24 protein-coding genes are annotated in these 23,559 nt (G+C 59.7%); 14 read left to right on the top strand and 10 right to left on the bottom strand.

The window, feature by feature from the left end; all coding sequences use genetic code 11:
* Window positions 1–56 precede the first annotated feature (56 nt).
* Together O9X91_RS03635 and O9X91_RS03630 are read right to left on the bottom strand one after the other, a co-directional pair.
* Entirely contained in the window at window positions 57–683 is a 627-nt protein-coding gene (locus O9X91_RS03635) for a glutathione S-transferase family protein (RefSeq protein WP_077982014.1), read from the bottom strand.
* Between the two features lie 442 nt (window positions 684–1,125).
* Window positions 1,126–2,340, bottom strand: coding sequence for an NADP-dependent isocitrate dehydrogenase (locus O9X91_RS03630; RefSeq protein ID WP_137410614.1), 1,215 nt, complete (start codon window positions 2,338–2,340; stop codon window positions 1,126–1,128).
* A gap of 214 nt (window positions 2,341–2,554) precedes the next feature.
* On the opposite strand from O9X91_RS03630, the gene O9X91_RS03625 reads away from it, so the two are divergent.
* The 7 genes from O9X91_RS03625 to O9X91_RS03595 all read left to right on the top strand — a co-directional run bounded on the left by O9X91_RS03625 (window position 2,555) and on the right by O9X91_RS03595 (window position 8,858).
* Window positions 2,555–3,088, top strand: a complete 534-nt coding sequence (locus O9X91_RS03625; RefSeq protein ID WP_162520292.1) for a hypothetical protein — start codon at window positions 2,555–2,557, stop codon at window positions 3,086–3,088.
* A gap of 139 nt (window positions 3,089–3,227) precedes the next feature.
* The gene (locus O9X91_RS03620; protein WP_142911470.1) at window positions 3,228–4,061 is read left to right on the top strand and encodes an RNA methyltransferase; all 834 of its coding nucleotides are present in this window, start codon (window positions 3,228–3,230) and stop codon (window positions 4,059–4,061) included.
* Window positions 4,045–4,866, top strand: a complete 822-nt coding sequence (gene murI, locus O9X91_RS03615; RefSeq protein ID WP_142911469.1) for a glutamate racemase — start codon at window positions 4,045–4,047, stop codon at window positions 4,864–4,866. The genes O9X91_RS03620 and murI overlap by 17 nt, the downstream gene beginning before the upstream one ends.
* Before the next feature lie 378 nt (window positions 4,867–5,244).
* The gene (locus O9X91_RS03610) at window positions 5,245–5,484 is read left to right on the top strand and encodes a hypothetical protein (RefSeq protein ID WP_142911467.1); all 240 of its coding nucleotides are present in this window, start codon (window positions 5,245–5,247) and stop codon (window positions 5,482–5,484) included.
* Window positions 5,485–5,653: 169 nt separating this feature from the next.
* On the top strand, window positions 5,654–6,289 hold the full coding sequence (locus O9X91_RS03605; RefSeq protein WP_142911466.1) for a LysE family translocator: 636 nt from the start codon (window positions 5,654–5,656) through the stop codon (window positions 6,287–6,289).
* A 35-nt stretch (window positions 6,290–6,324) separates the two neighbouring features.
* Window positions 6,325–7,218 (top strand): EamA family transporter, encoded by an 894-nt coding sequence (locus tag O9X91_RS03600; protein ID WP_077982020.1) that lies wholly within the window; start codon window positions 6,325–6,327, stop codon window positions 7,216–7,218.
* 122 nt (window positions 7,219–7,340) lie between these two features.
* Complete coding sequence (locus O9X91_RS03595; protein WP_162520291.1) at window positions 7,341–8,858, top strand: helicase HerA domain-containing protein; 1,518 nt, start codon at window positions 7,341–7,343, stop codon at window positions 8,856–8,858.
* A gap of 39 nt (window positions 8,859–8,897) precedes the next feature.
* On the opposite strand, the gene O9X91_RS03590 is transcribed toward O9X91_RS03595, so the two are convergent.
* Window positions 8,898–9,881, bottom strand: a complete 984-nt coding sequence (locus O9X91_RS03590; RefSeq protein ID WP_142911464.1) for a TerC family protein — start codon at window positions 9,879–9,881, stop codon at window positions 8,898–8,900.
* A gap of 450 nt (window positions 9,882–10,331) precedes the next feature.
* Between O9X91_RS03590 and rpsD the strand changes: the two genes are divergently transcribed.
* From rpsD to O9X91_RS03565, 5 genes are all read left to right on the top strand, one after another.
* Window positions 10,332–10,949 (top strand): 30S ribosomal protein S4, encoded by a 618-nt coding sequence (gene rpsD, locus O9X91_RS03585; RefSeq protein ID WP_004442465.1) that lies wholly within the window; start codon window positions 10,332–10,334, stop codon window positions 10,947–10,949.
* Window positions 10,950–11,018: 69 nt separating this feature from the next.
* Window positions 11,019–11,948, top strand: a complete 930-nt coding sequence (locus tag O9X91_RS03580) for a glutaminase (protein WP_137410607.1) — start codon at window positions 11,019–11,021, stop codon at window positions 11,946–11,948.
* A gap of 61 nt (window positions 11,949–12,009) precedes the next feature.
* On the top strand, window positions 12,010–12,936 hold the full coding sequence (gene ttcA, locus O9X91_RS03575) for a tRNA 2-thiocytidine(32) synthetase TtcA (protein ID WP_406568440.1): 927 nt from the start codon (window positions 12,010–12,012) through the stop codon (window positions 12,934–12,936).
* 16 nt (window positions 12,937–12,952) lie between these two features.
* Window positions 12,953–13,780 carry an inositol monophosphatase family protein gene (locus O9X91_RS03570; protein WP_269834034.1) on the top strand — a complete coding sequence of 276 codons (828 nt, stop codon included), beginning with the start codon at window positions 12,953–12,955 and terminating at the stop codon, window positions 13,778–13,780.
* Window positions 13,781–13,809: 29 nt separating this feature from the next.
* Window positions 13,810–14,634: an inositol monophosphatase family protein gene (locus O9X91_RS03565; protein WP_077982025.1), complete on the top strand. Its 825-nt coding sequence runs from the start codon at window positions 13,810–13,812 to the stop codon at window positions 14,632–14,634.
* A 241-nt stretch (window positions 14,635–14,875) separates the two neighbouring features.
* Here O9X91_RS03565 and O9X91_RS03560 read toward each other — a convergent pair whose 3' ends face one another.
* The 3 genes from O9X91_RS03560 to O9X91_RS03550 all read right to left on the bottom strand — a co-directional run bounded on the left by O9X91_RS03560 (window position 14,876) and on the right by O9X91_RS03550 (window position 16,952).
* Complete coding sequence (locus tag O9X91_RS03560) at window positions 14,876–16,084, bottom strand: multidrug effflux MFS transporter (protein WP_142911821.1); 1,209 nt, start codon at window positions 16,082–16,084, stop codon at window positions 14,876–14,878.
* 137 nt (window positions 16,085–16,221) lie between these two features.
* Window positions 16,222–16,557 (bottom strand): Grx4 family monothiol glutaredoxin, encoded by a 336-nt coding sequence (gene grxD, locus O9X91_RS03555; protein ID WP_142911461.1) that lies wholly within the window; start codon window positions 16,555–16,557, stop codon window positions 16,222–16,224.
* 146 nt (window positions 16,558–16,703) lie between these two features.
* Entirely contained in the window at window positions 16,704–16,952 is a 249-nt protein-coding gene (locus tag O9X91_RS03550) for a hypothetical protein (protein ID WP_269834033.1), read from the bottom strand.
* Window positions 16,953–17,062: 110 nt separating this feature from the next.
* Between O9X91_RS03550 and O9X91_RS03545 the strand changes: the two genes are divergently transcribed.
* Window positions 17,063–18,211, top strand: a complete 1,149-nt coding sequence (locus O9X91_RS03545; RefSeq protein ID WP_077982028.1) for a hypothetical protein — start codon at window positions 17,063–17,065, stop codon at window positions 18,209–18,211.
* A 142-nt stretch (window positions 18,212–18,353) separates the two neighbouring features.
* Here O9X91_RS03545 and O9X91_RS03540 read toward each other — a convergent pair whose 3' ends face one another.
* The 4 genes from O9X91_RS03540 to O9X91_RS03525 all read right to left on the bottom strand — a co-directional run bounded on the left by O9X91_RS03540 (window position 18,354) and on the right by O9X91_RS03525 (window position 23,074).
* Entirely contained in the window at window positions 18,354–18,587 is a 234-nt protein-coding gene (locus O9X91_RS03540; RefSeq protein WP_003516012.1) for a BolA family protein, read from the bottom strand.
* Between the two features lie 16 nt (window positions 18,588–18,603).
* A complete protein-coding gene (purL, locus tag O9X91_RS03535; RefSeq protein ID WP_142911458.1) occupies window positions 18,604–20,838 on the bottom strand; it encodes a phosphoribosylformylglycinamidine synthase subunit PurL in 2,235 nt (744 codons plus the stop codon).
* Between the two features lie 114 nt (window positions 20,839–20,952).
* On the bottom strand, window positions 20,953–21,543 hold the full coding sequence (locus O9X91_RS03530) for an acyloxyacyl hydrolase (protein ID WP_269834032.1): 591 nt from the start codon (window positions 21,541–21,543) through the stop codon (window positions 20,953–20,955).
* 112 nt (window positions 21,544–21,655) lie between these two features.
* A complete protein-coding gene (locus tag O9X91_RS03525; RefSeq protein ID WP_173989357.1) occupies window positions 21,656–23,074 on the bottom strand; it encodes an aminotransferase-like domain-containing protein in 1,419 nt (472 codons plus the stop codon).
* A gap of 93 nt (window positions 23,075–23,167) precedes the next feature.
* Here O9X91_RS03525 and O9X91_RS03520 point away from each other — a divergent pair, with 93 nt between their 5' ends.
* Window positions 23,168–23,473 carry a DUF1127 domain-containing protein gene (locus O9X91_RS03520; protein ID WP_137410603.1) on the top strand — a complete coding sequence of 102 codons (306 nt, stop codon included), beginning with the start codon at window positions 23,168–23,170 and terminating at the stop codon, window positions 23,471–23,473.
* Window positions 23,474–23,559: the final 86 nt, after the last annotated feature.

Raw genomic sequence — 23,559 nt, 5'->3', positions numbered from 1 at the left:
AATTACGGTGTCAAGCCGTCCGGCGCACAATAGTGGCCTATGCGGGCTTTCCCGTCTTATCCCGTCGCCTGCAAGTCCTTCGCTGCCTCTTCGTCAAGCTGGGCGGCGCGCTTGAAGGCCGGTCGGTCAGTGAGATGCGCCATGTATTCCAGAAAGGCCGGGCGTTTTTCGATCGTGCCGAAATGCAGCCCCCAACCGACATGCGCGCCGACATAGACATCCGCGGCGGTAAAGAGATCGCCGGCGATGAAGCGGTTTTCACTGACCGCGCGTTCGAGCGTATTCATCACATCCGCATAGCTGCCGCAGCCGGCCATGCGCAACTTCTCCTTGGACACTTCAAAACCCATGGCCTTCATGCTTGCCGCCATTTCCAGGGGGCCGGCGGCGAAAAACATCCAGCGGTAATAAAGGCCGCGCGCCTTCGGCGTCGGGGCAAGGTTTGCGCCCGGAAAGGCGTCAGCCAGATAAGCGCAGATCGCCGCCGCCTCGGTGACGATGGTATCGCCGTGCTTGATCGCCGGCACCTTCGCCATCGGGTTTATCAGCCGGTAGGCGGGCGATTTCATCGAGGTTTCGAACCCAAGTATTTCGGTCTTATAGGGAACGCCCACTTCCTCGAGCATCCATCGCGCAATGCGCCCGCGCGACATGGGATTGGTGTAGAAGATCAGTTCACTCATGCTTTTGCCTCCCCAAGCAAAATCGTCGAAGCATCGTGTAAAACCCAACAGAATTTCATGCCTGCGCTTCGCATTTTATGTCCGCAACATCCCTCGCATGTTCCCTGGGGCCGCATGGATGTTACTGTGAATGGTTGACTGTGCCGGGCAAGTTATGTGCAAGTAGATGCTGTTTATCTTAGTTTTATTGTTGTGCTGGCCCTAAGCACGCGGAATCAAATTTTGCGCCTAGTGCAACGGCTAATCAAGGTGCCGTGAACAAAAAAGAAACCTGGTATTGCGCCGGACTTCTTTCTCCTATTTCGGCGCCTCTGGCACTCGATGATGTTTGTTCGCTATCTAGTTGTCCATTTCGTTTCTACTGGACTGACGTTTCTTCTATACCGTGCAAATAAAAAACCCGGCGCTGAGGCCGGGTTTTGAAGTCTGGGGGAAAGCAGGCTTAAACCGCCATCGCCTTCTTGAGGTTTTCGTCGATCTTGTCGAGGAAAGCGGTGGTGGAAAGCCAGGGCTGGTCCGGTCCGATGAGCAGCGCCAGGTCCTTGGTCATGAAGCCGCTTTCGACGGTATCGACGCAGACGGTTTCGAGCGTTGCCGCGAACTTTGCCAGTTCCGCATTGTCGTCCAGCTTGGCGCGGTGGGCGAGGCCACGGGTCCAGGCGAAGATCGAAGCGATCGAGTTGGTGGAGGTTTCCTGACCCTTCTGGTGCTGGCGGTAGTGGCGCGTGACAGTGCCGTGCGCAGCTTCGGCTTCGACCGTGCGGCCATCAGGCGACAGCAGAACCGAGGTCATCAGGCCGAGCGAGCCGAAGCCCTGCGCGACCGTGTCGGACTGAACGTCGCCGTCATAGTTCTTGCAGGCCCAGATGTAGCCGCCGGACCACTTCAGCGCGGAAGCGACCATGTCGTCGATGAGGCGGTGCTCATAGGTGATGCCGGCTTCGTCGAACTGCGCCTTGAACTCGGTCTGGTACACTTCCTCGAAGATATCCTTGAAGCGGCCGTCATAGGCCTTGAGGATGGTGTTCTTCGTGGAGAGGTAAACCGGCCACTTGCGCATCAGGCCATAGTTCATGGAGGCGCGGGCGAATTCGCGGATGGATTCGTCGAGGTTGTACATGGCAAGCGCCACGCCGGCGCTCGGCGCGTCGAAGACGTCTTTTTCGATGACCTGGCCGTCTTCACCGACGAACTTGATGGTCAGCTTGCCCTTGCCGGGGAACTTGAAATCGGTTGCCTTGTACTGGTCGCCGAAAGCGTGACGACCGACCACGATCGGCTTCGTCCAGCCGGGAACGAGGCGCGGAACGTTCTTGCAGATGATCGGCTCGCGGAAGATGACGCCGCCCAGAATGTTGCGGATGGTGCCGTTCGGGCTCTTCCACATCTGCTTCAGGCCGAATTCCTCGACGCGCTGCTCATCGGGGGTGATGGTGGCGCATTTGATGCCGACGCCATGCTTCTTGATGGCGTGTGCCGCATCAACGGTGACCTGGTCGTTGGTGGCGTCGCGGTTTTCAACCGAGAGATCGTAATATTCGATGTCGAGATCGAGGTAAGGCAGGATCAGCTTGTCCTTGATCAGCTGCCAGATGATACGGGTCATTTCGTCGCCGTCGAGATCGACGACCGGATTGGCTACCTTGATCTTTGCCATGAATTCCTCACCTTCGAAGCTGTGGCGCCGGATGGCGCCGGTATCCGGAAAAATATCCGGTGCGGCTATAGCATCGCGCGCGCCTGAGGCAAAGCCATTGGGGGCGCTTTTTTGGCGCAGCGCAATAACGCTTTACGCATTGCCAAACCATAACGCCGGAATACAGTCAGGCGAATCGCTTCGCCCGTCTCTGGGCCTCTACCGGGATAACACCATGCGGAAAATTCTGCTTCTGACTGCCGCCGTCCTCTTTTCGCACAGCGCGCTCGCCGCCGGGCCGGCCGATCCCGTTCAGAAGGTGATGGATATCACCGTGAAGAACTGGTCCGGCGATGCGGAAAACTGGAAATACATTTTCGACGAGGACATGCTGACCAGCCTGTTCAGCAAGGATTTCGTCGCGCAATATCGCGAAGCGTCCAAAAAGCCGGCTTACGAGGCCGAAAGCGGTGAGACCGGCGATCCCTTCGGTTACGATGTCGTGACGAACTCGCAGGATGGCTGCCCGCTGGCCGATGTTTCCGTGACGCCGGGCGCGGTCAAGGACGGCGTGACGGACGTGACGGCGAAATTCAAGCTCTGGGCCTGCATGGATGAGGCGGAGATGAAGGCGACGGTTGACGAAGTTCATTTCGACGTCGTCGAGGAGGACGGCCGTCCTGTTATCAGCGATATTCATCGCGTTGGCGATGAGGGCAGGGATTCGCTGCGCGAAGAGATGGCAACGATCATCAAGGGAGAGCAATAAGGGGCGTCTTTGCCAGCGGGGCGGGTCCGGGCTTTCTCCGCGCCGGCTTTGATTTTGGCGTCGATCTGTGCCAGTGAAGCGCGCTTTAGCGCGTCGGGCTGAAAATCGATGCGACGCTTCAACAAACGGACAAAAGACGATGGCAGGCACAAACAGCGATCTCGAACTTGTGGCGGAAGGCCCGGCGATCATTCTCGTCGAACCGCAGCTTGGCGAAAATATCGGCATGGTGGCGCGGGCTATGGCCAATTTCGGCCTGGCCGAATTGCGGCTGGTCAATCCGCGTGACGGCTGGCCGAGCGAGAAGGCGCGCGCCGCGGCCTCCAAGGCCGATCACGTCATTGACGGCACCAAGGTGTTCGAGACGCTGGAAGAGGCGATCAAGGATCTGAATTTCGTTTATGCCACAACGGCGCGCGAGCGTTACGGGTTCAAGCCGGTGCGTGCGCCCGTTACTGCCGCCGACACGCTCAGGGCAAAATTCAAGGCTGGCGAAAAGACAGGCATCCTGTTCGGGCGCGAGCGCTGGGGGCTGACGAACGAGGAAGTGGCGCTGGCCGACGAGATCGTGACCTTCCCGGTCAATCCCGCCTTCGCCTCGCTGAACATCGCGCAGGCTGTGCTTCTGATGTCCTATGAGTGGATGAAGTCAGGCATGGACGATCTGGGAGAGACGCTGTTCCAGTCCGTCGAGCAGCGGCCTTCGACCAAGGAGCAGGTTTTCGGCCTGTTCGAACATATCGAGGAAGCGCTGGATGCGCGGGGTTATTTCCATCCGGCTGAAAAAAAGCCGAAAATGGTCGACAATCTGCGCGCCGTGCTGTCGCGACGCGGTTTTTCCGAGCAGGAGATCAGCGTTTTCCGCGGCGTGATCAATTCGCTCGATCGCTTCCCCCGGCAGTGGCCAAAGCAGGGAGGCCGGGCAGCGCGGCCGTCGGCCGAGGGGGCAGGGGAGAATGCTGAAGACGAGTGAGGTGCCAGCCGATGTGCTGAAACCGGTGCTGGTATTCGATTCCGGCATTGGTGGGCTGACGGTTCTGCGCGAGGCGCGGGTGCTGATGCCCGAGCGCGGCTTCATCTATGTGGCTGACGATGCGGGTTTTCCCTATGGCGGCTGGGAAGAGGAGGCGCTGAAAGCCCGTATTCTCTCGCTCTTCGAGACGCTGCTGCAGGATTACAGCCCCGAAGTCTGCATCATCGCCTGCAACACCGCCTTCACGCTTGCGGGTGCCGATCTTCGCGCCCGCTTTCCGGACATGACCTTCGTCGGCACCGTTCCCGCCATCAAGCCGGCGGCGGAGCGGACCCGCTCCGGCCTCGTCTCCGTGCTGGCGACGCCCGGCACCGTCAAACGGGCCTATACGCGCGATCTCATCCAGTCCTTTGCCACCCAATGCCATGTGCGTCTTGTGGGGTCGGAAAATCTGGCGCGCATGGCGGAAAGCTGGATCAGGGGTGAACCCGTGTCCGACGAGGCGGTGCTGGCCGAAATCGAACCCTGCTTCATTGCCAGCGATGGCAAGCGCACCGATATCGTCGTTCTTGCCTGCACGCATTATCCCTTCATGGCCAATGTGTTTCGCCGGCTTGCGCCATGGCCGGTGGACTGGCTTGATCCTGCCGAGGCGATTGCGAGGCGGGCCCGCCATCTGGTGCCGCTGCCACAGGATGCCGAGCATCCCGACGGTTTCGACTTTGCCGTCTTCACGTCAGGCAAGCCGGATTTCGCCACGCGGCGGCTAATGCAGGGTTTCGGTCTCAGCGTTTCCGCTACCTGATCGCCTGTTGCATTTTTGCATCGCCACTATTCGTCTTTTGCAATTCGAGATTGCGACCTCTTGTCGCGTCTGTTTTCCTGTGTAAGATGCATCTTGTCTGTAACCGCAAGAACTGGAGGCGTGGAATGAGCAATGACATGAATATGCGCCTTAATGGCATGTCAGGCCTCCTTGGCGTGATTGTCGGCGGTTATGTGGTGCGAGGCATCTCCCTCCGATAAGGCTTATGGCCTGATTCCCCAGCCGTTTGGCATTTTCACTTCGTCCGACATGTGACTTGCGCGTCCGCGTGGCATGCGTGCTGCGTCCGTCGTTTCGTCCTGTCGTTTTCCATCGATAAAGGACCTGGCCGCCTTGCCGCGCCGGGATGGATTTCCCATGCAAAATGATCAACCATTGGTAGCACACGCGCTGCCGGATGCGGTGGACCGTCTGTTTGCCACATTCGGTGTCTGGAAGACCCTGAAGACGGTCGTCTTCGCGGCCGTCGTGCCACGCGCGCCGCCAAACGATCCTGCCGATCTGCCAGAGCGCCTTCTGGTCGATATCGGCCTTGACCCGTCGCGGGTGAAGCGGCGGCGGGATTGGGAGGTTCCTTACTGGGCGCCCCGGTTTTGATTGGCAAAGGCCTCTCCGGCAAAGAAATGTCGGGGAGGCTTCGTCGTCGAATTACGCCCGCTGGCAAACCACGAAATGCAGGCGGCCGCGGCGCGATCTGCGAAAAATCCTGCTTGATGCGGAGTTTTTTCCGTGGCTTGCTCCCCCAATATGAGACAGGAGACTCATCATGCCGATAGAAAACTGGCTGGCCTTCGTGGCCGCATCTGCCATCATGCTCGCCATTCCGGGACCGACGATCCTTTTGGTGATTTCTTATGCGCTGGGCCACGGCCGCAAGGCCAGCACGGCGACGGTGACGGGCGTGGCGCTCGGCGATTTCACCGCCATGACGGCCTCGATGCTGGGCCTTGGCGCGCTGCTTGCCACGTCGGCTGCACTTTTCACCGGTCTGAAATGGATCGGTGCGGCTTACCTCATCTATCTCGGCATCAAGCTGTGGCGTTCGCCGGTTGGTGACGCGGCGGAAAACACGGGCGTGACGGGACGCGAAAGGCCGCTTAAAATCTTCCTGCACGCCTATATCGTCACGGCCTTGAACCCGAAGAGCATCGTGTTTTTCGTGGCCTTCCTGCCGCAGTTTCTGGTGCCGACATTACCCTTCTGGCCGCAGGTACTGATTTTTGAAGTCACATTCCTGGTGCTTGCTACTGTCAATGCAGCGCTTTATGGACTTCTGGCAAGCGCCGCTCGTAATACGATCCGCAAGCCGAAGGTTCAGCGTATCGTCAACCGTACGGGCGGCGGGCTCCTGATCGGCGCCGGCCTTATTACCTTCGGCTGGAAGAGGGCGGTTTCGGCCTGACGCCTGCTGATCGCCTGACATTCGGACATAACAAAATGGCATTGCCGCATATATTCCTCGCCCTGATCACCGTGTTTTTGTGGGGCTTCAACTTCGTTGCCATCAAGATCGGGGTTACGGACATGCCGCCCCTGTTTCTGACGGGGGTGCGTTATCTTGTTGCGGCGGTGCCTCTGGTGTTCTTCCTGCCGAAACCCAATGTGCCGTGGCGACATATGGTCGTTTACGGCATGGCGATGGGTTTCGTGCAATTCGGCCTGCTTTATCCCGCCATCAAGCTCGGCCTGCCGGCCGGTCTTGCGTCGCTGGTCATGCAGTCGCAGGCTTTCTTCACGCTGGCGCTTGCCGTGGTGTTTCTGGGCGAACGGCCGTTGCCGTCGCAGATTCTTGGCGCACTCATCGCTTTTGGCGGGCTGGCGGTCATCGGTGTGGAGCGCATGACGGCGGCAGGGTTGGTGCCGCTTCTGATGGGCGTCGGTTCCGCGATTGCGTGGGCCTGCGGTAACATCGTCAATCGCCGCATCGGGCAAGTCAATGCGGTGTCCTTCATTGCCTGGACCAGCCTTGTGCCCGTTCTGCCGCTGATCCTGCTTTCACTGGTCGTGGAAGGGCCGGAAGCGATTGCCGAAGGAGTGATCAATGCGACGCCGACCATGGCTCTCGTGGTGATCTATATGGCCTATGGTGCAACCATCGTCGGCGCGGGCATCTGGAGTTATCTGCTTCTGCGGTATCCCGCCGGAACGGTGGCGCCGTTTTCGCTGCTGGTGCCTGTTGTCGGGTTCATCAGCGCCTATCTGGCTTTTGCAGAACATATCACCGTTTTCGAAATCATCGGTGCGGCGCTGGTCATTCTCGGGCTGGCACTTAACGTCTTCGGTCGGCGCATCGGCATTGCACGCTTCTGGGTCAGGTCTCCGCAGGGCTGAGCGTGAATTGCCTGTGCATTATCGGCACGGATGAGACGCAAGAGCCGATTTTTTGGTAAAGAGTACGTTCGGCCGTCCTTCAGGGAATCGGCCGGTTGAGATGCAGCACGAGGAATGGAACATTGCAGGTCGGTATCGACATGGGGACCCTATCGGGCGGGCAGCAGGCCAAGCTCGATATCGAGGAATTGCTTGCGACGCGTTTGCTGGTGCAGGGCAATTCCGGTTCCGGCAAGTCGCATCTGCTGCGGCGGCTGCTGGAGCAATCGGCGCCATGGGTGCAGCAGGTCATTATCGATCCCGAGGGCGATTTCGTCACGCTTTCCGACAGGTTCGGCCATGTGGTGGTCGATGGCGAGCGCACGGAAGCCGAGCTGGCAGGTATTGCCAACCGCATCCGCCAGCACCGTGTCTCCTGCGTGCTGACACTGGAAGGGCTGGATATCGAGCAACAGATGCGGGCCGCCGCCGCCTTCCTCAATGGCCTGTTCGATGCGGACCGTGAATTCTGGTATCCCGTGCTTGTCGTGGTAGACGAGGCGCAGATGTTTGCGCCCTCCGTCGCGGGCGAGGTGACCGAGGATGCGCGCAAGGCGTCGCTGGGCGCCATGACCAATCTGATGTGCCGTGGGCGTAAACGCGGGCTTGCCGGCGTCATTGCCACGCAGCGTCTGGCGAAGCTCGCCAAGAACGTCGCGGCGGAAGCCTCGAACTTCCTGATGGGCCGAACCTTCCTCGATATCGACATGGCGCGTGCCGCCGATCTGCTCGGCATGGACCGTCGCCAGGCGGAAATGTTCCGTGATCTCCAGCGTGGCAATTTCGTGGCGCTCGGGCCGGCGCTGTCGCGCCGTCCGCTGCCAATCGTCATCGGGGCGGTGGAAACCTCGGCGCGGTCCTCTTCACCGAAGCTGATGCCGCTACCGGATGCCCCGCAGGATGTCGAAGACCTTATCTTCACGCCTGATCCGGAAGAGTTCACGCGCGCAGCCGTGCGCCGTACACCCCCCGCGCCGCGTCCGACCACGGATATTCTGGCAGAGCTCTCCCGCTCCACGCCCGCTGCCGTTGGCCCTTCACCGGAGCAGTCGCCGCGTGCAGGCCAGCCGGAGATGACACCGGAGGAGCGCGAGGAAAAGATCGGGGCGGTTCTCGTCGAAATTCTCGATGATCCGCAATCGGCCTATCGCACGGATGCCGTGCTTTATCAGGATTTTCTAGTTCGCGCCCGCATGCGCCGCATTCCCGGCACGCCGATGACGCTTCCCGAATTCCGCCGACAGGTGGCGATTGCCCGCTCCGGCGTGGATGCGGCGATGGCGGCAAGCGAAGGCTGGGAGAAAGCGCTGGAATTGTCGATGTCGGTCTCCGACGATCTGCAGGGGGTCTTCCTGCTGCTGGTCAAGGCGGCACTGGGTGAAGAGCCTTGCCCATCGGATGCCCGCATCGCTCGCGCCTACGGCACCCATTCCGCCCGCCGCGCAAGGCGGCTCCTCGGTTATTTCGAGGAGAAGGAGCTTGTGGTGGTGCATGCCGATTTTTCCGGCAAGCGCATCGTGGCATTTCCCGATCTCGACGCGAAGACCGCACCCGGCGATGCGGATGCGGCTGAGGATGATGCCAGACTGGCAGCAGAGTGAGGTTGCGGCAGGTTTCCCTGCCGCTTGCCGTTGGAAGCTTTACTCGATGGCCTTTTCTTCCTTCCGCGTCGCGATCAGCGAACCGATAATGCCGGTTGCGAGGATGGCGACGGTGACGCCGAGAGAGAGGGCGGGCGGGATCTTGGCGATGCCGAGCATGTCTGCCACGAAAATCTTCGAACCGACAAAGACCAGAACCGCAGCCAGCGCGTATTTCAGATAAGCGAAGCGGTGGATCAGGGCGGCGAGTGCGAAATAGAGCGCGCGCAGGCCGAGGATCGCGAAGATGTTCGAGGTATAGACGATAAACGGATCGGTGGTGATCGCGAAGATCGCCGGGATCGAATCGACCGCGAAGATGAGGTCGGCGATTTCGACCATGATGAGCGCCAGGAAGAGCGGCGTCACGAAGGTTTTCAGCTTGCCGGTGGCCTCATCGGTTTCCTTGACGAAGAATTTCTCGCCATGCAGCCTGTTTGTCACCGGAAGGTGGCTGCGCAGGAATTTCAGGATGCGGTTATTGCCGATATCCGATTCATCATGGTCGGACGAAAACAGCATCTTGAGGCCCGTGAAGACGAGGAAGGCCGCAAAGAGATAAAGCACCCAGTGGAAGTTTTCGACGATGGCAGCACCGCCGGCAATCATGATGCCGCGCAGGATGATGACGCCGAGGATGCCCCAGAGCAGCACGCGGTGCTGATATTGGCGGGGAATGGCGAAATAGGAGAAGATCATGGCAATGATGAAGATATTGTCCATCGCCAGGCTTTTTTCGACAACGAAGCCGGTGACATATTCCATCGCCGACTGTTCGCCGGATTGATACCAGATCCAGCCGCCAAAGGCCAAGCCGATGACGATATAAAAGCCCGACATCAGCAGGCTTTCACGAACGCCGATTTCCTTGGAGTTCTTGTGCAGCACGCCGAGATCGAGCGCGAGCAGGCCAAGCACGAGAGAAATGAAGACCGCCCACATCCATGTGGGGGTGCCGAGAAAATCCGATAGAAGAAAGTCCATCAGTCAACCTTTAGCCGGACGAGGTTGGCTTTACGGATGGGGAACGTGCGTCAAAAATATACGTGGCCCCAACCTTAACAAACTCGACATCACGTGTTGTCCGGTAACACGCCAGAGGGGCCCGAGTTCTGATCACGACGAAGAGATGGGTGGGCACTGTCGCTTTTCAAGAGGAGACTTCATAAAAAAGCGAAAGGGCTTGTTTGACAAAACCGTGAAAGCTCTGTAGAAGCCGCCCCAACGCCGGGCAGTGATGTCCGGTGTGTTTTGTTGACTGCCCTGCAGTTTAAGAACTGACGTTCGGCGGTCAATATCACCGACATGTCCCGTGGTTTCTCCATTTGCATGTGAGAAGCCTGTCAGAGGCCCTGAAACGGGCCTCAGAGGAGGGCGTGTTTCCTTAAACCGGTCTGGCAACAGATCGGTATAACCTTTTGAGAAGGAAATACGATGAGCAAGCGCGAATCGGCTAAGTATAAAATTGACCGCCGCATGGGCGAAAACATCTGGGGCCGTCCGAAGTCCCCGGTTAACCGCCGCGAATACGGCCCGGGCCAGCACGGCCAGCGCCGCAAGGGCAAGATGAGCGACTTCGGCACGCAGCTGCGCGCCAAGCAGAAGCTCAAGGGCTATTACGGCGAACTGCGCGAAAAGCAGTTCCGCGCCACTTTCGACGAAGCAAACCGTCGCAAGGGTGACACTTCCGAAAACCTGATCGGCCTGCTCGAGTCGCGTCTGGACGCCATCGTCTACCGCGCCAAGTTCGTTCCGACCGTTTTCGCATCGCGCCAGTTCATCAACCATGGCCACGTCACGGTTAACGGCGTTCGCGTCAACATCGGTTCCTACCGCTGCAAGCCGGGCGACGTCATCGAAGTTCGCCAGAAGTCCAAGCAGCTGGTTACGGTTCTCGAAGCCGTTCAGCTCGCAGAGCGCGACGTTCCGGACTACATCGAAGTTGATCACAACAAGATGGTTGCGACCTATGCTCGCGTTCCTTCGCTCTCCGACGTTCCGTACCCGGTCGTCATGGAACCGCATCTGGTCGTCGAATTCTACTCGCGTTAATCGACGCGTTTCAGTATTGAGAAAGCCGCCCTTCGGGGCGGCTTTTTTGTTGGCTGGGGAAGGCTTTGCATGCAGGACATTCAGGCTATCGTCGATTCCATCTATGACAATATGCTGCCGAGACTGGGCGAGGGGAAGGTAGCCGATTACATTCCCGAGCTCGCCAAGGTCGATCCCAACCAGTTCGGCATCGCCATCACCACCGTCGATGGGACGACCTATACGGCCGGCAATGCGCTAACGCCGTTTTCGATCCAGAGTATCTCCAAGGTCTTCATGCTGACGCTGGCGCTCGGCAAGGCCGGTGAGACGGTGTGGAACCGGGTAGGGCGCGAGCCTTCAGGCTCTTCCTTCAACTCCATCGTCCAGCTGGAGCACGAGCACGGAATCCCACGCAATCCCTTCGTCAATGCCGGCGCCATCGTGGTGACCGATATCGTGCTTGCCGGCCACCAGCCGCGCGAGGCTATCGGCGAGCTTCTGCGTTTCGTTCGTTACCTCGCAGATGACGATACGATCAGCATTGACGACACGGTGGCGAAATCCGAGCAGGCGACGGGGTTCCGCAATTTTGCGCTCGCCAATTTCATGCGCTCCTTCGGCAATCTGCACCATCCCGTGGAATATACGCTCGGCGTTTATTTCCACCAGTGCGCGCTTTCCATGACCTGCGCTCAGCTTTCCCGCGCCGGGCTGTTTCTTGCCAATCGTGGCCGCAACCCGCTGACGGGGCATACAGTCGTGTCGGACCGGCGGGCGCGGCGTATCAATGCGCTGATGCTGACCTGCGGCCACTATGACGGATCGGGCGATTTCGCCTATCACGTCGGCCTGCCGGGCAAGAGCGGTGTCGGCGGCGGCATCATGGCGGTGGCGCCGGGCAAGGCGTCGATCGCCGTCTGGTCGCCGGGTCTCAACAAGGTCGGAAACTCGGCGCTCGGGTCACAGGCGCTGGAATTGCTGGCAACGAAAACCGGCTGGTCGGTATTCGGGGCTTGATATTGCCAGCGGATGGGGGCATTGCCAACATGAAGAACGGCAGTCGTGCCGGAGCGAGCGGATGATGAACATTCTCACCAGGATCGATGACATCGCGGAGAAGGTCGGGGCAGATCAGGAACCGCCGGAAGAGAGCGGTAACTCGCACCCGCTGTTCGACAATGCGCCGCGCTCGGTCTCGTTCAACAAGCTGCGCAAACGGCTGCTGCGTAATGTGCGCCAGGCCTTTGAAGATTTTGACATGCTGAAGGGCCAGACGCGCTGGCTGGTCGGCCTTTCCGGCGGCAAGGACAGTTACGGTCTTCTGGCGCTGCTGCTCGATCTCAAATGGCGCGGCCTTTTGCCGGTGGAACTGGTCGCCTGCAATCTCGATCAGGGCCAGCCGAATTTTCCAAAGCATGTCCTGCCGGAATATCTGGCGAAGATCGGTGTGCCCCATCGCATCGAATATCGCGACACCTATTCCGTGGTGAAGGAAAAGGTGCCGTCCGGCGGTACCTACTGTTCGCTCTGTTCGCGGCTCAGGCGCGGCAATCTCTACCGCATCGCGCGGGAGGAGGGCTGCGACGCGCTGCTGCTCGGCCATCACCGCGAGGATATTCTCGAAACCTTCTTCATGAACTTCTTCCATGGCGGCCGTCTGGCCGGCATGCCGGCGAAGCTTTTGAATGACGAGGGCGACCTGATGGTCATGCGCCCGCTCGCCTATTGCGCCGAGGAAGATATGGCGAAATTCGCGGCGGCGATGGAATTCCCGATTATTCCCTGCGACCTCTGCGGCTCGCAGGACGGGCTTCAGCGCAATGCCATGAAGGAGATGCTGGCCGACATCGAGCGGCGTATGCCGGGCCGCAAGGACGTGATGCTGAGGGCGCTTGCCCATGTCAATCCGTCGCATCTGCTCGATCCCAAGCTTTTTGATTTTTCGGCGCTTTCTGTCACCGGGGCGTCACCTGAAGAGCGTAGGGAGGCCAACTCCCCCTTATGAAGAAGCGCCCCGCCCGATGACCCTTTCCGACAAAGATATCGATTTTCTTATTTCCACCGTTGCCGCTGCCGGCGCAAATGAAATTCTTCCCCGCTTCCGAAACCTGAGCGCCGGTGCGATCTCCGAAAAGACCTCGGCCGTCGATCTGGTCACCGAGGCCGATGTTCTGGCGGAAAAGGCGATCACCGCTGCTCTCCTTCAGCGATTTCCGAAGGCCCATATCGTCGGCGAAGAGGCCTATGAGACGGACCAATCCGTCATTCCAGCCCTTGCCGATGCGCCGCTTGCCTTCGTGATCGATCCCATCGACGGCACTTTCAATTACGCTTCCGGTTTTCCCGCTTTCGGCACGCTGCTTGCGGTCACCGTCAAGGGCGAGACGGTGGCGGGCATCATCCACGATCCTGTCATGGGCGATACCATCGTTGCCCTGAAAGGCGAGGGCGCGTTTCTCAACCGCAGGAACGGTTCGCAGGCGAAGCTCAGTGTTGCCGATCCCGCGCCATTGTCCGATATGGTCGGCATCTTTTCCTGGGGCCACAGCCATCAGGATCGCCGGCCGGTGATTGCCGCCAATATGGCCAAGATCAAGATGGCACTGTCGCTCAACTGCTCGGCACATGAATATTGGCTCGCCTCGGCCGGCAAGCTGCATTTCATCGGCCATGAAAAGCTGATGCCGTGGGATCATCTCGCCGGCGTGCTCATTCATCAGGAGGCGGGTGGCTACACGGCCCGTTTCGACAATACGCCTTATCGGCCGGGACAAATGGAGGGCGGCATCCTATCCGCCCCCGACAAGGAAAGCTGGAAGATGCTGCGACGGGAAATCGTCGCCTTATAACATCACGCCCAAATAGAAGGATATCGCCCATGGCTCTCGAACTCGACATCGCCTCTCTTGCCAATGCGCTTCAGGAGGCGGCGGCAGTGGAAATCTTACCAAGGTTCCGCAATCTGGGCGAAGGCGATGTACGGATGAAGACCGAGGCGATAGACCTCGTCACCGAGGGCGACGAGGCCGCCGAGCGGTTGATCCGCGCCCGCGTTCAGGAGATCATGCCTGACGCCCTGTTCATCGGTGAAGAGGCGGTGGCGGCGGATGCCTCGCTGCTCGGCAAGCTTGCCGATGCCGATCTTGCCGTGGTGGTCGATCCCATCGACGGCACCTATAACTTCGCTTCCGGCCTGCCGCTCTTCGGCGTGATGATGAGCGTCATTTCCAAGGGCGAGACCGTTGCGGGGCTGATCTTCGACCCCATGGGCAACGACTGGGCGATTGCCGAAAAGGGCTCCGGCGCATGGCTGTGCAGCGCCGATGGTTCGCAGACGCAGATGTCGGTCGTGCCGGCGCCGGAACTGTCGCAGATGGTCGGCATCGCCAATACCGGCTATTTCGAGGTGGAAACACGGCGCAAGATCCTGATGAATCTGGCGGATGTGCGGCTCTTCACCAGCTACCGTTGTGCTGCGCACGAATATCGCCTGTTCTGCGGCGGCCACATGCATTTCCTGATGTACAACAAGCTGATGCCCTGGGACCATCTGGCCGGCACGCTGCTGTCGCAGGAAGCGGGCGCCTATGCGGCGCGCCTCGACGGCTCGCCCTATCTGCCGAGCCATGTGGATGGCGGGCTGCTGCTTGCGCCTGACCAGCAGACATGGGAGCTGCTGCGGGAGAAGATTTTTACGGTTTGAGGTGGCGTGACAAGGTTGCGGCTTGATGGTGGACATCATCTACCTCACCTCCGTCATCCTCGCCCTTGAGGCGAGGATCCACAGGCGGTTGAAGCGATGGATCCTCGGGTCAGGCCCGAGGATGACGCCAAGAGTGGGGAATGGGTGCTGAAACTGGCCGACGCTGAGTGTTACGCCAGCCGTCAATCAAATAAAAAGGGCGCGGAACAGAATTCCGCGCCCTTTTCTTTTTCAACCGGTGTTACCGTGTCGGCTTGTTATGCGCCTGAAACAGCATGCCCTTTTCGCCGATCAGCACGAAGATCAGGCCGATGATGGAGACCACGAAAAAGCCTGCCACCATGGGCAGCGCAGTGCCGTTAAACGCCTGGCCGATGGCCGCACCGATCAGCGAACCGCCCACGGTTCCCATGAAACCGATAACGGAAGAGGCGGTGCCGGCGACATGGCCGAGCGGCTCCATGGCGAGCGAGTTGAAGTTCGAGCCGATCCAGCCGAACTGGAACATGGCAAGCGCAAAGAACACGATGAAGATGGCGAAAGGCATCGGCTCCGGCCCCAGCACCTGCACCACCAGCCAGACGAAGGTGATGGCGATGAAGCCCAGCAGCGAGCCGTGCGACAGCTTGCGCATGCCGAACCGGCCGACCAGCCTGGCGTTGATGAAGGATGAGAAGGCCATGAACAGGGCAACGCCCGCAAAGGCCGCCGCAAACCATGCGCCAAGGCCGTATATGCCCTTGTAGACCTGCTCAGCCGAGTTGATGAAGCCGAACAGCGCGCCGAAGATGAAGGTGCTGGAAAGCGTATAACAGAGCGCGATACGGTTGGTGAGCACGATCTTGAAGCCGCCAAGGATCGAACGAGCCGTGAAAGGCCTGACGTCATCAGGATGCAGGGTTTCCGGCAGGCGGAAATACATCCAGGCCGTCACGATGGCAGCAATTCCGGCCATGAAGGCGAAGATCAGGTGCCAGTTGCCGAAAAAAAGCACGATCTGACCGGTGCCGGGCGCGATGACCGGAACAACCATGAAGACCATCATGATCAGCGACATGACTTCCGCCATCTGGCGGCCGCCATAGATATCGCGCACGATCGAGATGGTGATGACGCGCGTTGCTGCCGAACCGATGCCCTGAATGAAGCGCAGGAACAGCAGGCCCGCAAAGGACGGCACGAAGACGACGGCAACGGCTGAAACGATGTAGATCGCAAGGCCGAAAAGCATTGGCTTGCGACGTCCGAAACGGTCCGAGATCGGTCCGTAGACGAGCTGGGCTATGCCCAAGCCGAGAAGATAGGTGGAGATGACGTACTGGCGATGGTTCTCATTTTCCACGCCCAGCGAGGCGCCGATTTCCTGAAGACCGGGTAGCATGATGTCGATGGCGAGCGCATTCATTGCCATCAGCATGGCTGCCAGCGCAATGAATTCCGTACGCCCCATCGAGCCTGCGCGCGAAGCGGTGGATTGTGAAAGTTCTGTCACAGGATTGCCCCAAAAAGAACGGCAAAGGCGTTGCATGAAGCAACGCCTGGCATAAATTTCTGACAATCAGGGTGGGCCGGATGAACCGGCCGAAATCAGGCCGCGCCGCGGACGCTGATACCCTGTTCTTGGAAGTGGCTCTGCAACTCGCCCGACTGGAACATCTCTCTTACGATGTCACAGCCGCCGACGAATTCGCCCTTGACGTAGAGCTGCGGGATGGTCGGCCAGTTGGAATAGTCCTTGATGCCCTGACGGATGTCCGCATCGGCAAGCACGTTGACGCCCTTGTAGTCGACGCCGAGATAATCGAGAATCTGTACCACCTGGCCGGAAAAACCGCATTGCGGAAATTGCGGGGTGCCCTTCATGAAAAGAACGATGTCGTTGCTCTTCACTTCGCTGTCGATCATGTCGTGAATGCCGCTCATAGGCCTATTCCTTTCACATGCGGTTCAAGGCCGCTGCTTTCTGTTAGCCTCTAAATAACATGTCGCGCCGTGATTTCCACCCGGGGGAGCGTAAAAAATGCGTCTCGATGGCATGGCGTGACGGGGGAAATCCGGGCTGCGGCTTTTTATTTATACCGCTGCCGGCTGCGGGCAGCCGCGGTGCGCTTTTTGCTGACCTGTTTCCGGGCGGGTTTCGGTTTGACGGCGGCCTTGATTGCGGCTTCCAGCACGGAACCGAGGATACCGCCGGCCGCAGAGCCGGTACTTTTCGTCCGGCGCGTGCGGCGTGTCTTGCGGATGCCGGATTTGGTCAGCGCTTCGGCGAGAGCGCCTTTGACGACGCCGTTGAGCAATTGATCGACGATGCCAGACAAATTTCCCTCACCGATAAATAAATCATATTTCTGTCGCGTTTTTTACTATACGTGCATCGCCCACTGTATCAAGCGATCCTTTCGGGTGTCTCCAGCCTGAAGGTCTATGCATGCCAGCCGTCAAGTCACGACTTGTTCTTTATTTTCCCGGTTTCGATCCGCTCGATGCGGCCGCCCATCATCTGCGTTACCAGCGGGCGGCGGCGCTCGCCGGCAAAACCTGGGATGTGGATTACACGGTGGGGCCGCTGGAAAATGCGCCCGGGGGCGAGACTTTCACGGTGGAGGCCGCGGCGGGCGACTGGCGGACGCGCTCCGACATTTTCGTTTACGACCATAATGCGGTTATATCGCAATTGCGCGATGCGCCGGTCTGGCGGCAGATCTGGCTGGGCTTCAAGGCCGGGGCGGGCATTGTCAGTGAGGGCGGTGCGGCGCGTTATTTCCGCCATGCCTGGCGTTTTGGCCTGTTCTTCATCTTCCCGTTCCTGCTGATGCTTGTCGGTGGCGCGCTTGCGGCGACTATCGCCCTTTCGCCCTGGCTTTTCGCTTTACCGCTCTGGCTCTTTGCGATCAGCCTTCCCGCCGCCGCCCTGTTTTTCGTGAAGGCTTTCCTGCCGTTTGCGGAGCGGTTTCACACGCTGCATCTTTATGCAGACTGGCGATTCGCGCTTGCGGTCGGCCGTGATGAGCCGATTGCCCGCGACTGGATCGAGGAGAGGGCAGCACTTGTTCTGACGGCGCTGGAGCAGCCTTCGGATGAGGTTCTGGTGGTTTCCCATAGCATGGGCGCCAGCCTTGCGCTTGCCACGATCGGCCGCGTGCTGGAGCAGAAACCGGATGCGCTGGATGGCCGGACACTGTCTTTCGCGACGCTGGGCGGCGCGGCTTTGCAATGCGCGTTCCTGGCGAGCGCTGAACGTCTTCGTCAAAGCGTAGGCATAATAGCGCGTCACGCCGAGGTGACATGGTTCGACATCCAGTGTCTCACCGATCCGATCCATCTTTATCGCTGCAATACGGTTACCCTGACCGGTCATGGCGATGCGCCGCAGCCGAAGATCGTGCCGATCCGCTTCAAGCATTCGCTTTCGCCGGAGCGCTATAAGAAGAACAAGCGCAACTTCCTGCGCATGCACCGGCAATATGTTCTGGGGCCGGATCGCAGATCCGGTTACGATTTTACCCTGCTGACGGCAGGCCCTTTGCCGGCCGCCTCCTTCGCCGATCTGGATTCGCAGACGCCGCCTGTTCTGTAAGCGGCATCCGATCCTTATATCGGACATGAAAAAGGCCCGCGTGAGAGTCTCACGCGGGCCTTTGATTTATTCAGCAGATTTCACGCCCTGCCGCAGATGGGACAGAGACGGATTGTTACCGGAGCCGCTTTCACGGGCGCAATCATTCGGGAGCGGAGGTCTGCAGGGCAAGGGCATGCAGAACGCCGCCCATATTGCCCTTCAGTGCGTCATAGACCATCTGGTGCTGCTGCACGCGGGTCTTGCCCTTGAACGCATCCGCAACGACTTCTGCCGCGTAGTGGTCGCCGTCACCGGCCAGATCGCGGATCGTGACCTTTGCCCCGGGAATTCCCGCCTTAATCATGTCTTCAATGTCGCCGGGTTTCATGGGCATGGTGTTTCTCCTTAATTCATTCTGCGGCGAGCAAAGTTTCGCCATCCATGAATTGAGGGAACCACGATTCATAGGCCAAGTGCAATTCTTTAATCTCGACTGCCCGCGCCGTGCCCAGCTTTACGCTCGCACCGCCGGTAACACCGATGACCGGGCAGGAAACGCCCGCTGCCTTCGCCGCTGTCTGCACCTCGTCGAGATCGGCCTTTTTGACCGTCATGACGTAGCGGCCCTGATCTTCACCATAGAAGGTGAGAACCGGATTGTGACCTTCGACCGCGTCGATGGTCGCGCCGATGCCCGACGAGATCGCCATTTCGGCAACCGCAAGCGCGAGACCGCCCGAGGAGCAATCGTGAACGGCGGTGGCAAGACCATCGGTGATCAGGCTGCGAACGAAATCGCCGTTCCTCTTTTCGGCGGCCAGATCGACATGCGGCGCAGGGCCATCGATGCGGCCGTGGACGTCACGCATATAAACCGACTGGGCGATGTGGGTGCCGAGGCCGGCAGGAGCGCCGACAAGCAGCACCACTTCGTCAGCGGCGGCGAAACGGATGCGCGCCATGCGGCCCCAATCCTTCAGGAGGCCAACGCCGCCGATGGTGGGGGTGGGCAGGATCGCCTGACCGTTGGTTTCGTTATAGAGCGAGACGTTGCCGGAAACGATCGGGAATTCCAGTACCCGGCAGGCTTCGCCGATGCCCTTGATAGCATGGACCAGCTGGCTCATGATCTCGGGCTTTTCCGGGTTGCCGAAGTTCAGGTTGTCGGTGGCCGCGAGCGGCAGAGCGCCGGTTGCGGTGATGTTGCGCCAGCATTCGGCAACGGCCTGCTTGCCGCCTTCGAAGGGATCGGCCTCGACATAACGCGGTGTGACGTCGGAGGAGAAGGCGAGCGCCTTCTTATCGTGACCTTCGACGCGAACCACGCCCGCGTCGCCGCCGGGAAGCTGCAGGGAATTGCCCTGGATCAGCGTGTCATACTGTTCGTAGACCCAGCGGCGCGAGGAGTTGTTGGCCGAACCGACCAGCGATACCAGCGCATCGGCGATATCGGCGGCGGGGACGTCGTTTTCCGAAAGCGGCGCAGGCACCTTGGCAGGCGTCCACGGGCGGTCATATTCCGGAGCCTGATCGCCCAGTTCCTTGATCGGCAGGTTGGCGACTTCCTCACCATTGTGCAGCACGCGGAAGCGCAGGTCGTCGGTAGTCTTGCCGACGATGGCGAAGTCCAGACCCCACTTGACGAAGATCGCCTTGGCGACTTCTTCCTTGGAAGGTTCGAGAACCATGAGCATGCGCTCCTGGCTTTCCGAGAGCATCATTTCGTAAGCCGTCATGCGCTCTTCGCGCACCGGTACGGCGTTCAAGTCAAGCTCGATGCCGAGATCGCCCTTGGCGCCCATCTCGACGGCCGAGCAGGTGAGGCCGGCGGCGCCCATGTCCTGAATGGCGATGACCGCACCTGTTTTCATCAGCTCAAGGCAGGCTTCCAGCAGGCACTTTTCGGTGAAGGGATCGCCGACCTGAACGGTCGGGCGCTTTTCTTCGATGGATTCGTCGAATTCGGCGGACGCCATGGTCGCACCGCCGACGCCGTCGCGGCCGGTTTTTGCACCAAGATAAACGACCGGCAGGCCGACGCCCTTGGCTTCCGAGAGGAAGATCGCGTTGGATTTGGCAAGACCGGCGGCAAAGGCATTGACGAGGATGTTGCCGTTATAACGCGGATCGAATTCCACTTCGCCGCCAACCGTCGGCACGCCGAAGGAATTACCGTAACCGCCGACACCGGCGACGACGCCGGCCACGAGGTGGCGGGTCTTCGGATGATCCGGCGCGCCGAAACGCAGGGCGTTCATGGCGGCAATCGGGCGGGCGCCCATGGTGAAGACGTCACGCAGGATACCGCCGACGCCGGTCGCTGCGCCCTGATAGGGCTCGATGTAGGACGGGTGGTTGTGGCTTTCCATCTTGAAGACGACGCAGTCGCCATCGTCGATATCGACAACGCCGGCATTTTCACCCGGACCCTGAATGACGCGCGGTCCCTTGGTCGGCAGGGTCTTCAGCCACTTCTTGGAGGACTTGTAGGAGCAGTGCTCGTTCCACATGGCCGAGAAGATGCCAAGCTCGGTAAAGCTAGGCTCCCGTCCGATCAGGTCGAGGATACGCTGGTATTCGTCGGGCTTCAGCCCGTGGGATGCAACGAGTTCCGGGGTGATCTTGATGGAGTTTGAAATCGACATAGGTCTCACGCGGTTCGAGCCGAGGAAAGTTTCCGGTTCTTTAGCGCAAGAGGCTCAAAGGTGCGACAGGAAAATGCGCTGTTTTACCCGCAAAACGCCGCTTTGTTGGCTTCTTCAGAACTTGTATCCGACAATCAGGCCGACGCGGGTGAGCCCGTCATTGGGGCCGTCGCATAGATTGGCGTGGGAGGCGTGTTCGATCTGGGTCGAAATATTCCAGCTGTTGTCGAAGCGATATCCGATGGCGGCATATTCATGGAAAAGCAGGTGGCAACCGAATTCCGCTCCCGTTTCGCCCGGGCCGTTTCTCAGTTTGCCATCGTGCCACAGGCCGCCAAAGCCGAGGTCGACGAAAATTTTCGGATTGAGGTCGAAGGTCCAGTTGACGCCGCCATAAACGGTGTTCGCTTCACCCTCTGTGCTGATTTCCGCGCCCAGATGCAGGCGGGGCCGGGCAAGCTTTTCACCAAGTGTGACGGCCGAGGCGCCGGCGAAGGGATCAAAATAGGCGGTGAAGGCCGGGAATACGCCATCTTCGCCGCCGCCATCACGATTTGAGAGTGAAGTGGTAATCCCAAACCGCAATTCATCAAAGACAGCGCCGTCCGCGGCGGTGGCCGGCACTACGCTGAGGAGGAGGTATGCTGCAAACATCGTCGCTAGCAAGAAGAACACCCTGGCATTTTTCAATCCGACTGCTGCCATCGAATCATTCCTCGCTGTGAATTCTGCAAAGGATGGCAGGTTTGGCGGTGCGGTAAATGATCAGTTACTGAATTAGGCAGGGTGTTGCAGGAAAGACTCTGTGCGCCGGTGTTTACGCCACGCTTTCATAGCCGGCGGAGCCGTTATCCAGCAGATGGCGGAGGATGCCGAAGGCATGGGTCAGCTCCTTGCGGGTGGAAGGCCCGGAAAAACTGATGCGAACGCGGTGGAAAACCTTGTCCGTCCGCCCGGCCTTGAATTCGTCCTCGTCATCGATCAGCACCCCTTCCTTCATCGCCGCATTGCGGAAGGTGCCGGAAAGCCAGGGTTCGGGCAGCCTCAGCCACAGGAAGGCGATATCGGGCAGGGAGTTGAAATCCAGCCCGGTAAATACCTGTCTGGCGATTGCCTCGCGTTGATTGATCTCGGTTATACAATCTTTGCGGATATCGTCTGCGTCGCCGCTATTGACGAGGCGTGCATTCAGTTCGGCCAGCATGAAGGGCAGGCCGCCGGTCAGCATCGAGTGGGAAATGCGGATGCGTGAGGAATATTGTGCGGGACAGGCGACCCAGCCGCCGCGCACGCCGGCGGCGACGGATTTCGACAGGCCGCCAACCACAAAGGTGATATCGGGTGCGAACTCGGCGATCAGCGGGATCGCCTCGCGCGTCATCGCGCCATAAAGATTGTCCTCGACGATCCAGACACCATATCGGCGGGCGATGTCCGCAATCGCGCGGCGGCGGTCTTCCGGAAGGGTGGCGCAGGTCGGGTTCTGGCCGGCCGACATCAGAAAGATCATCTTGGGATGCTGCTGGGCGCAGACCCGCTCAAAATCCTCGGGAATGATGCCGTTTTCATCCGCATCGACCAACGTTACCCGTCGTCCTGCAAGGGCGGCGCTACGGCTGATATGGGAATAGGTGACCTGTTCGAAGACGATACGGTCGCCCGGCGCGGTCATCGCCGTTACAACACTCATCACCGCCGCATGGGCGCCGAGCGTCGAGACGATGTTTTCCGGTTGCGGCGACCAGCCATTCTGTGAAAGCCAGCGAGCCCCCGCTTTACACCAGTTATCCGGGAAGGTCCGGGCATAATTGGTGATGTCATAGCCATGCTCGCGCGTCAGCGCCTCTATATGACGAGCGATCACCACGCTCTGGCCGACATCCGGGGCAGCTGTGGTGTTCAGGCGATATTCGCCGGTGGCCTCAATGGCATGCCGGGTGCCGCCGAAGGCTGGGGCAGCCTGTTCCATTGGCGAGGAGGGTGCCGGCGTCTTCCGCTCATTGACATAAGTGCCGCGGCCGACTTCGCCGCTGACGAGGCCTCGCTCGTGGATGAGCGCATAGGCGCGGCTGATTGTGCCGATTGTCACGCCGAGATCGTAGGCAAGATTGCGCTGCGGTGGCAATTTCGAGCCGGCCTGCAAGGTGCCATCGGAAATCGCGCCTTCAATACTGTCGGCGAGGCGCAGGTAAATCGGGCCGTCGCCCTCGGTAATGTCGGGAAGCCAATTTGTCATGGTGACAATTTATGCATTGTATCTGTCGCCAAGTCAATTGTATTTATTGTCTGCATTGAATGACCTTAAACGCACGGAGACAATAGGTGCAATATGCGCAAGATGAATCAATACCTTTCGACAGCGGATACACTCTATCCTGATGGCTACGAACGGGAACGCGTGTTCCGCGATGCCGGCGACATGGTCGCACCGGCGCCCTTTCCGGCCAAGATCGCCCGCACGCTTATTGGTCGTCTGATTGCGGGCATGGCCCGTTGGCAGCAGAAACGACGGGGACGGCTCGCCTTGCGCGAACTGTCGGACGATCTGCTGGAGGATATTGGCGTTACGCGTGATGAAGCCTTGACGGAAGCAGCGAAATCCCGACTCCTTTCCTGGCCGCCGCGGCCGCTTTGATTTTGTCGGAGAGCGGCGCCTTCTTTCCCCGGTGCCAAGCAGCCATTCGGCAGCCCGCCACGCCAATCCCAACCGGCGTTGGCGGG

Origin of the sequence: Agrobacterium salinitolerans, from assembly GCF_027498475.1 — a bacterium.
GTDB lineage: Bacteria > Pseudomonadota > Alphaproteobacteria > Rhizobiales > Rhizobiaceae > Agrobacterium > Agrobacterium salinitolerans.
This window is presented reverse-complemented; position numbering and strand designations above follow the sequence as displayed.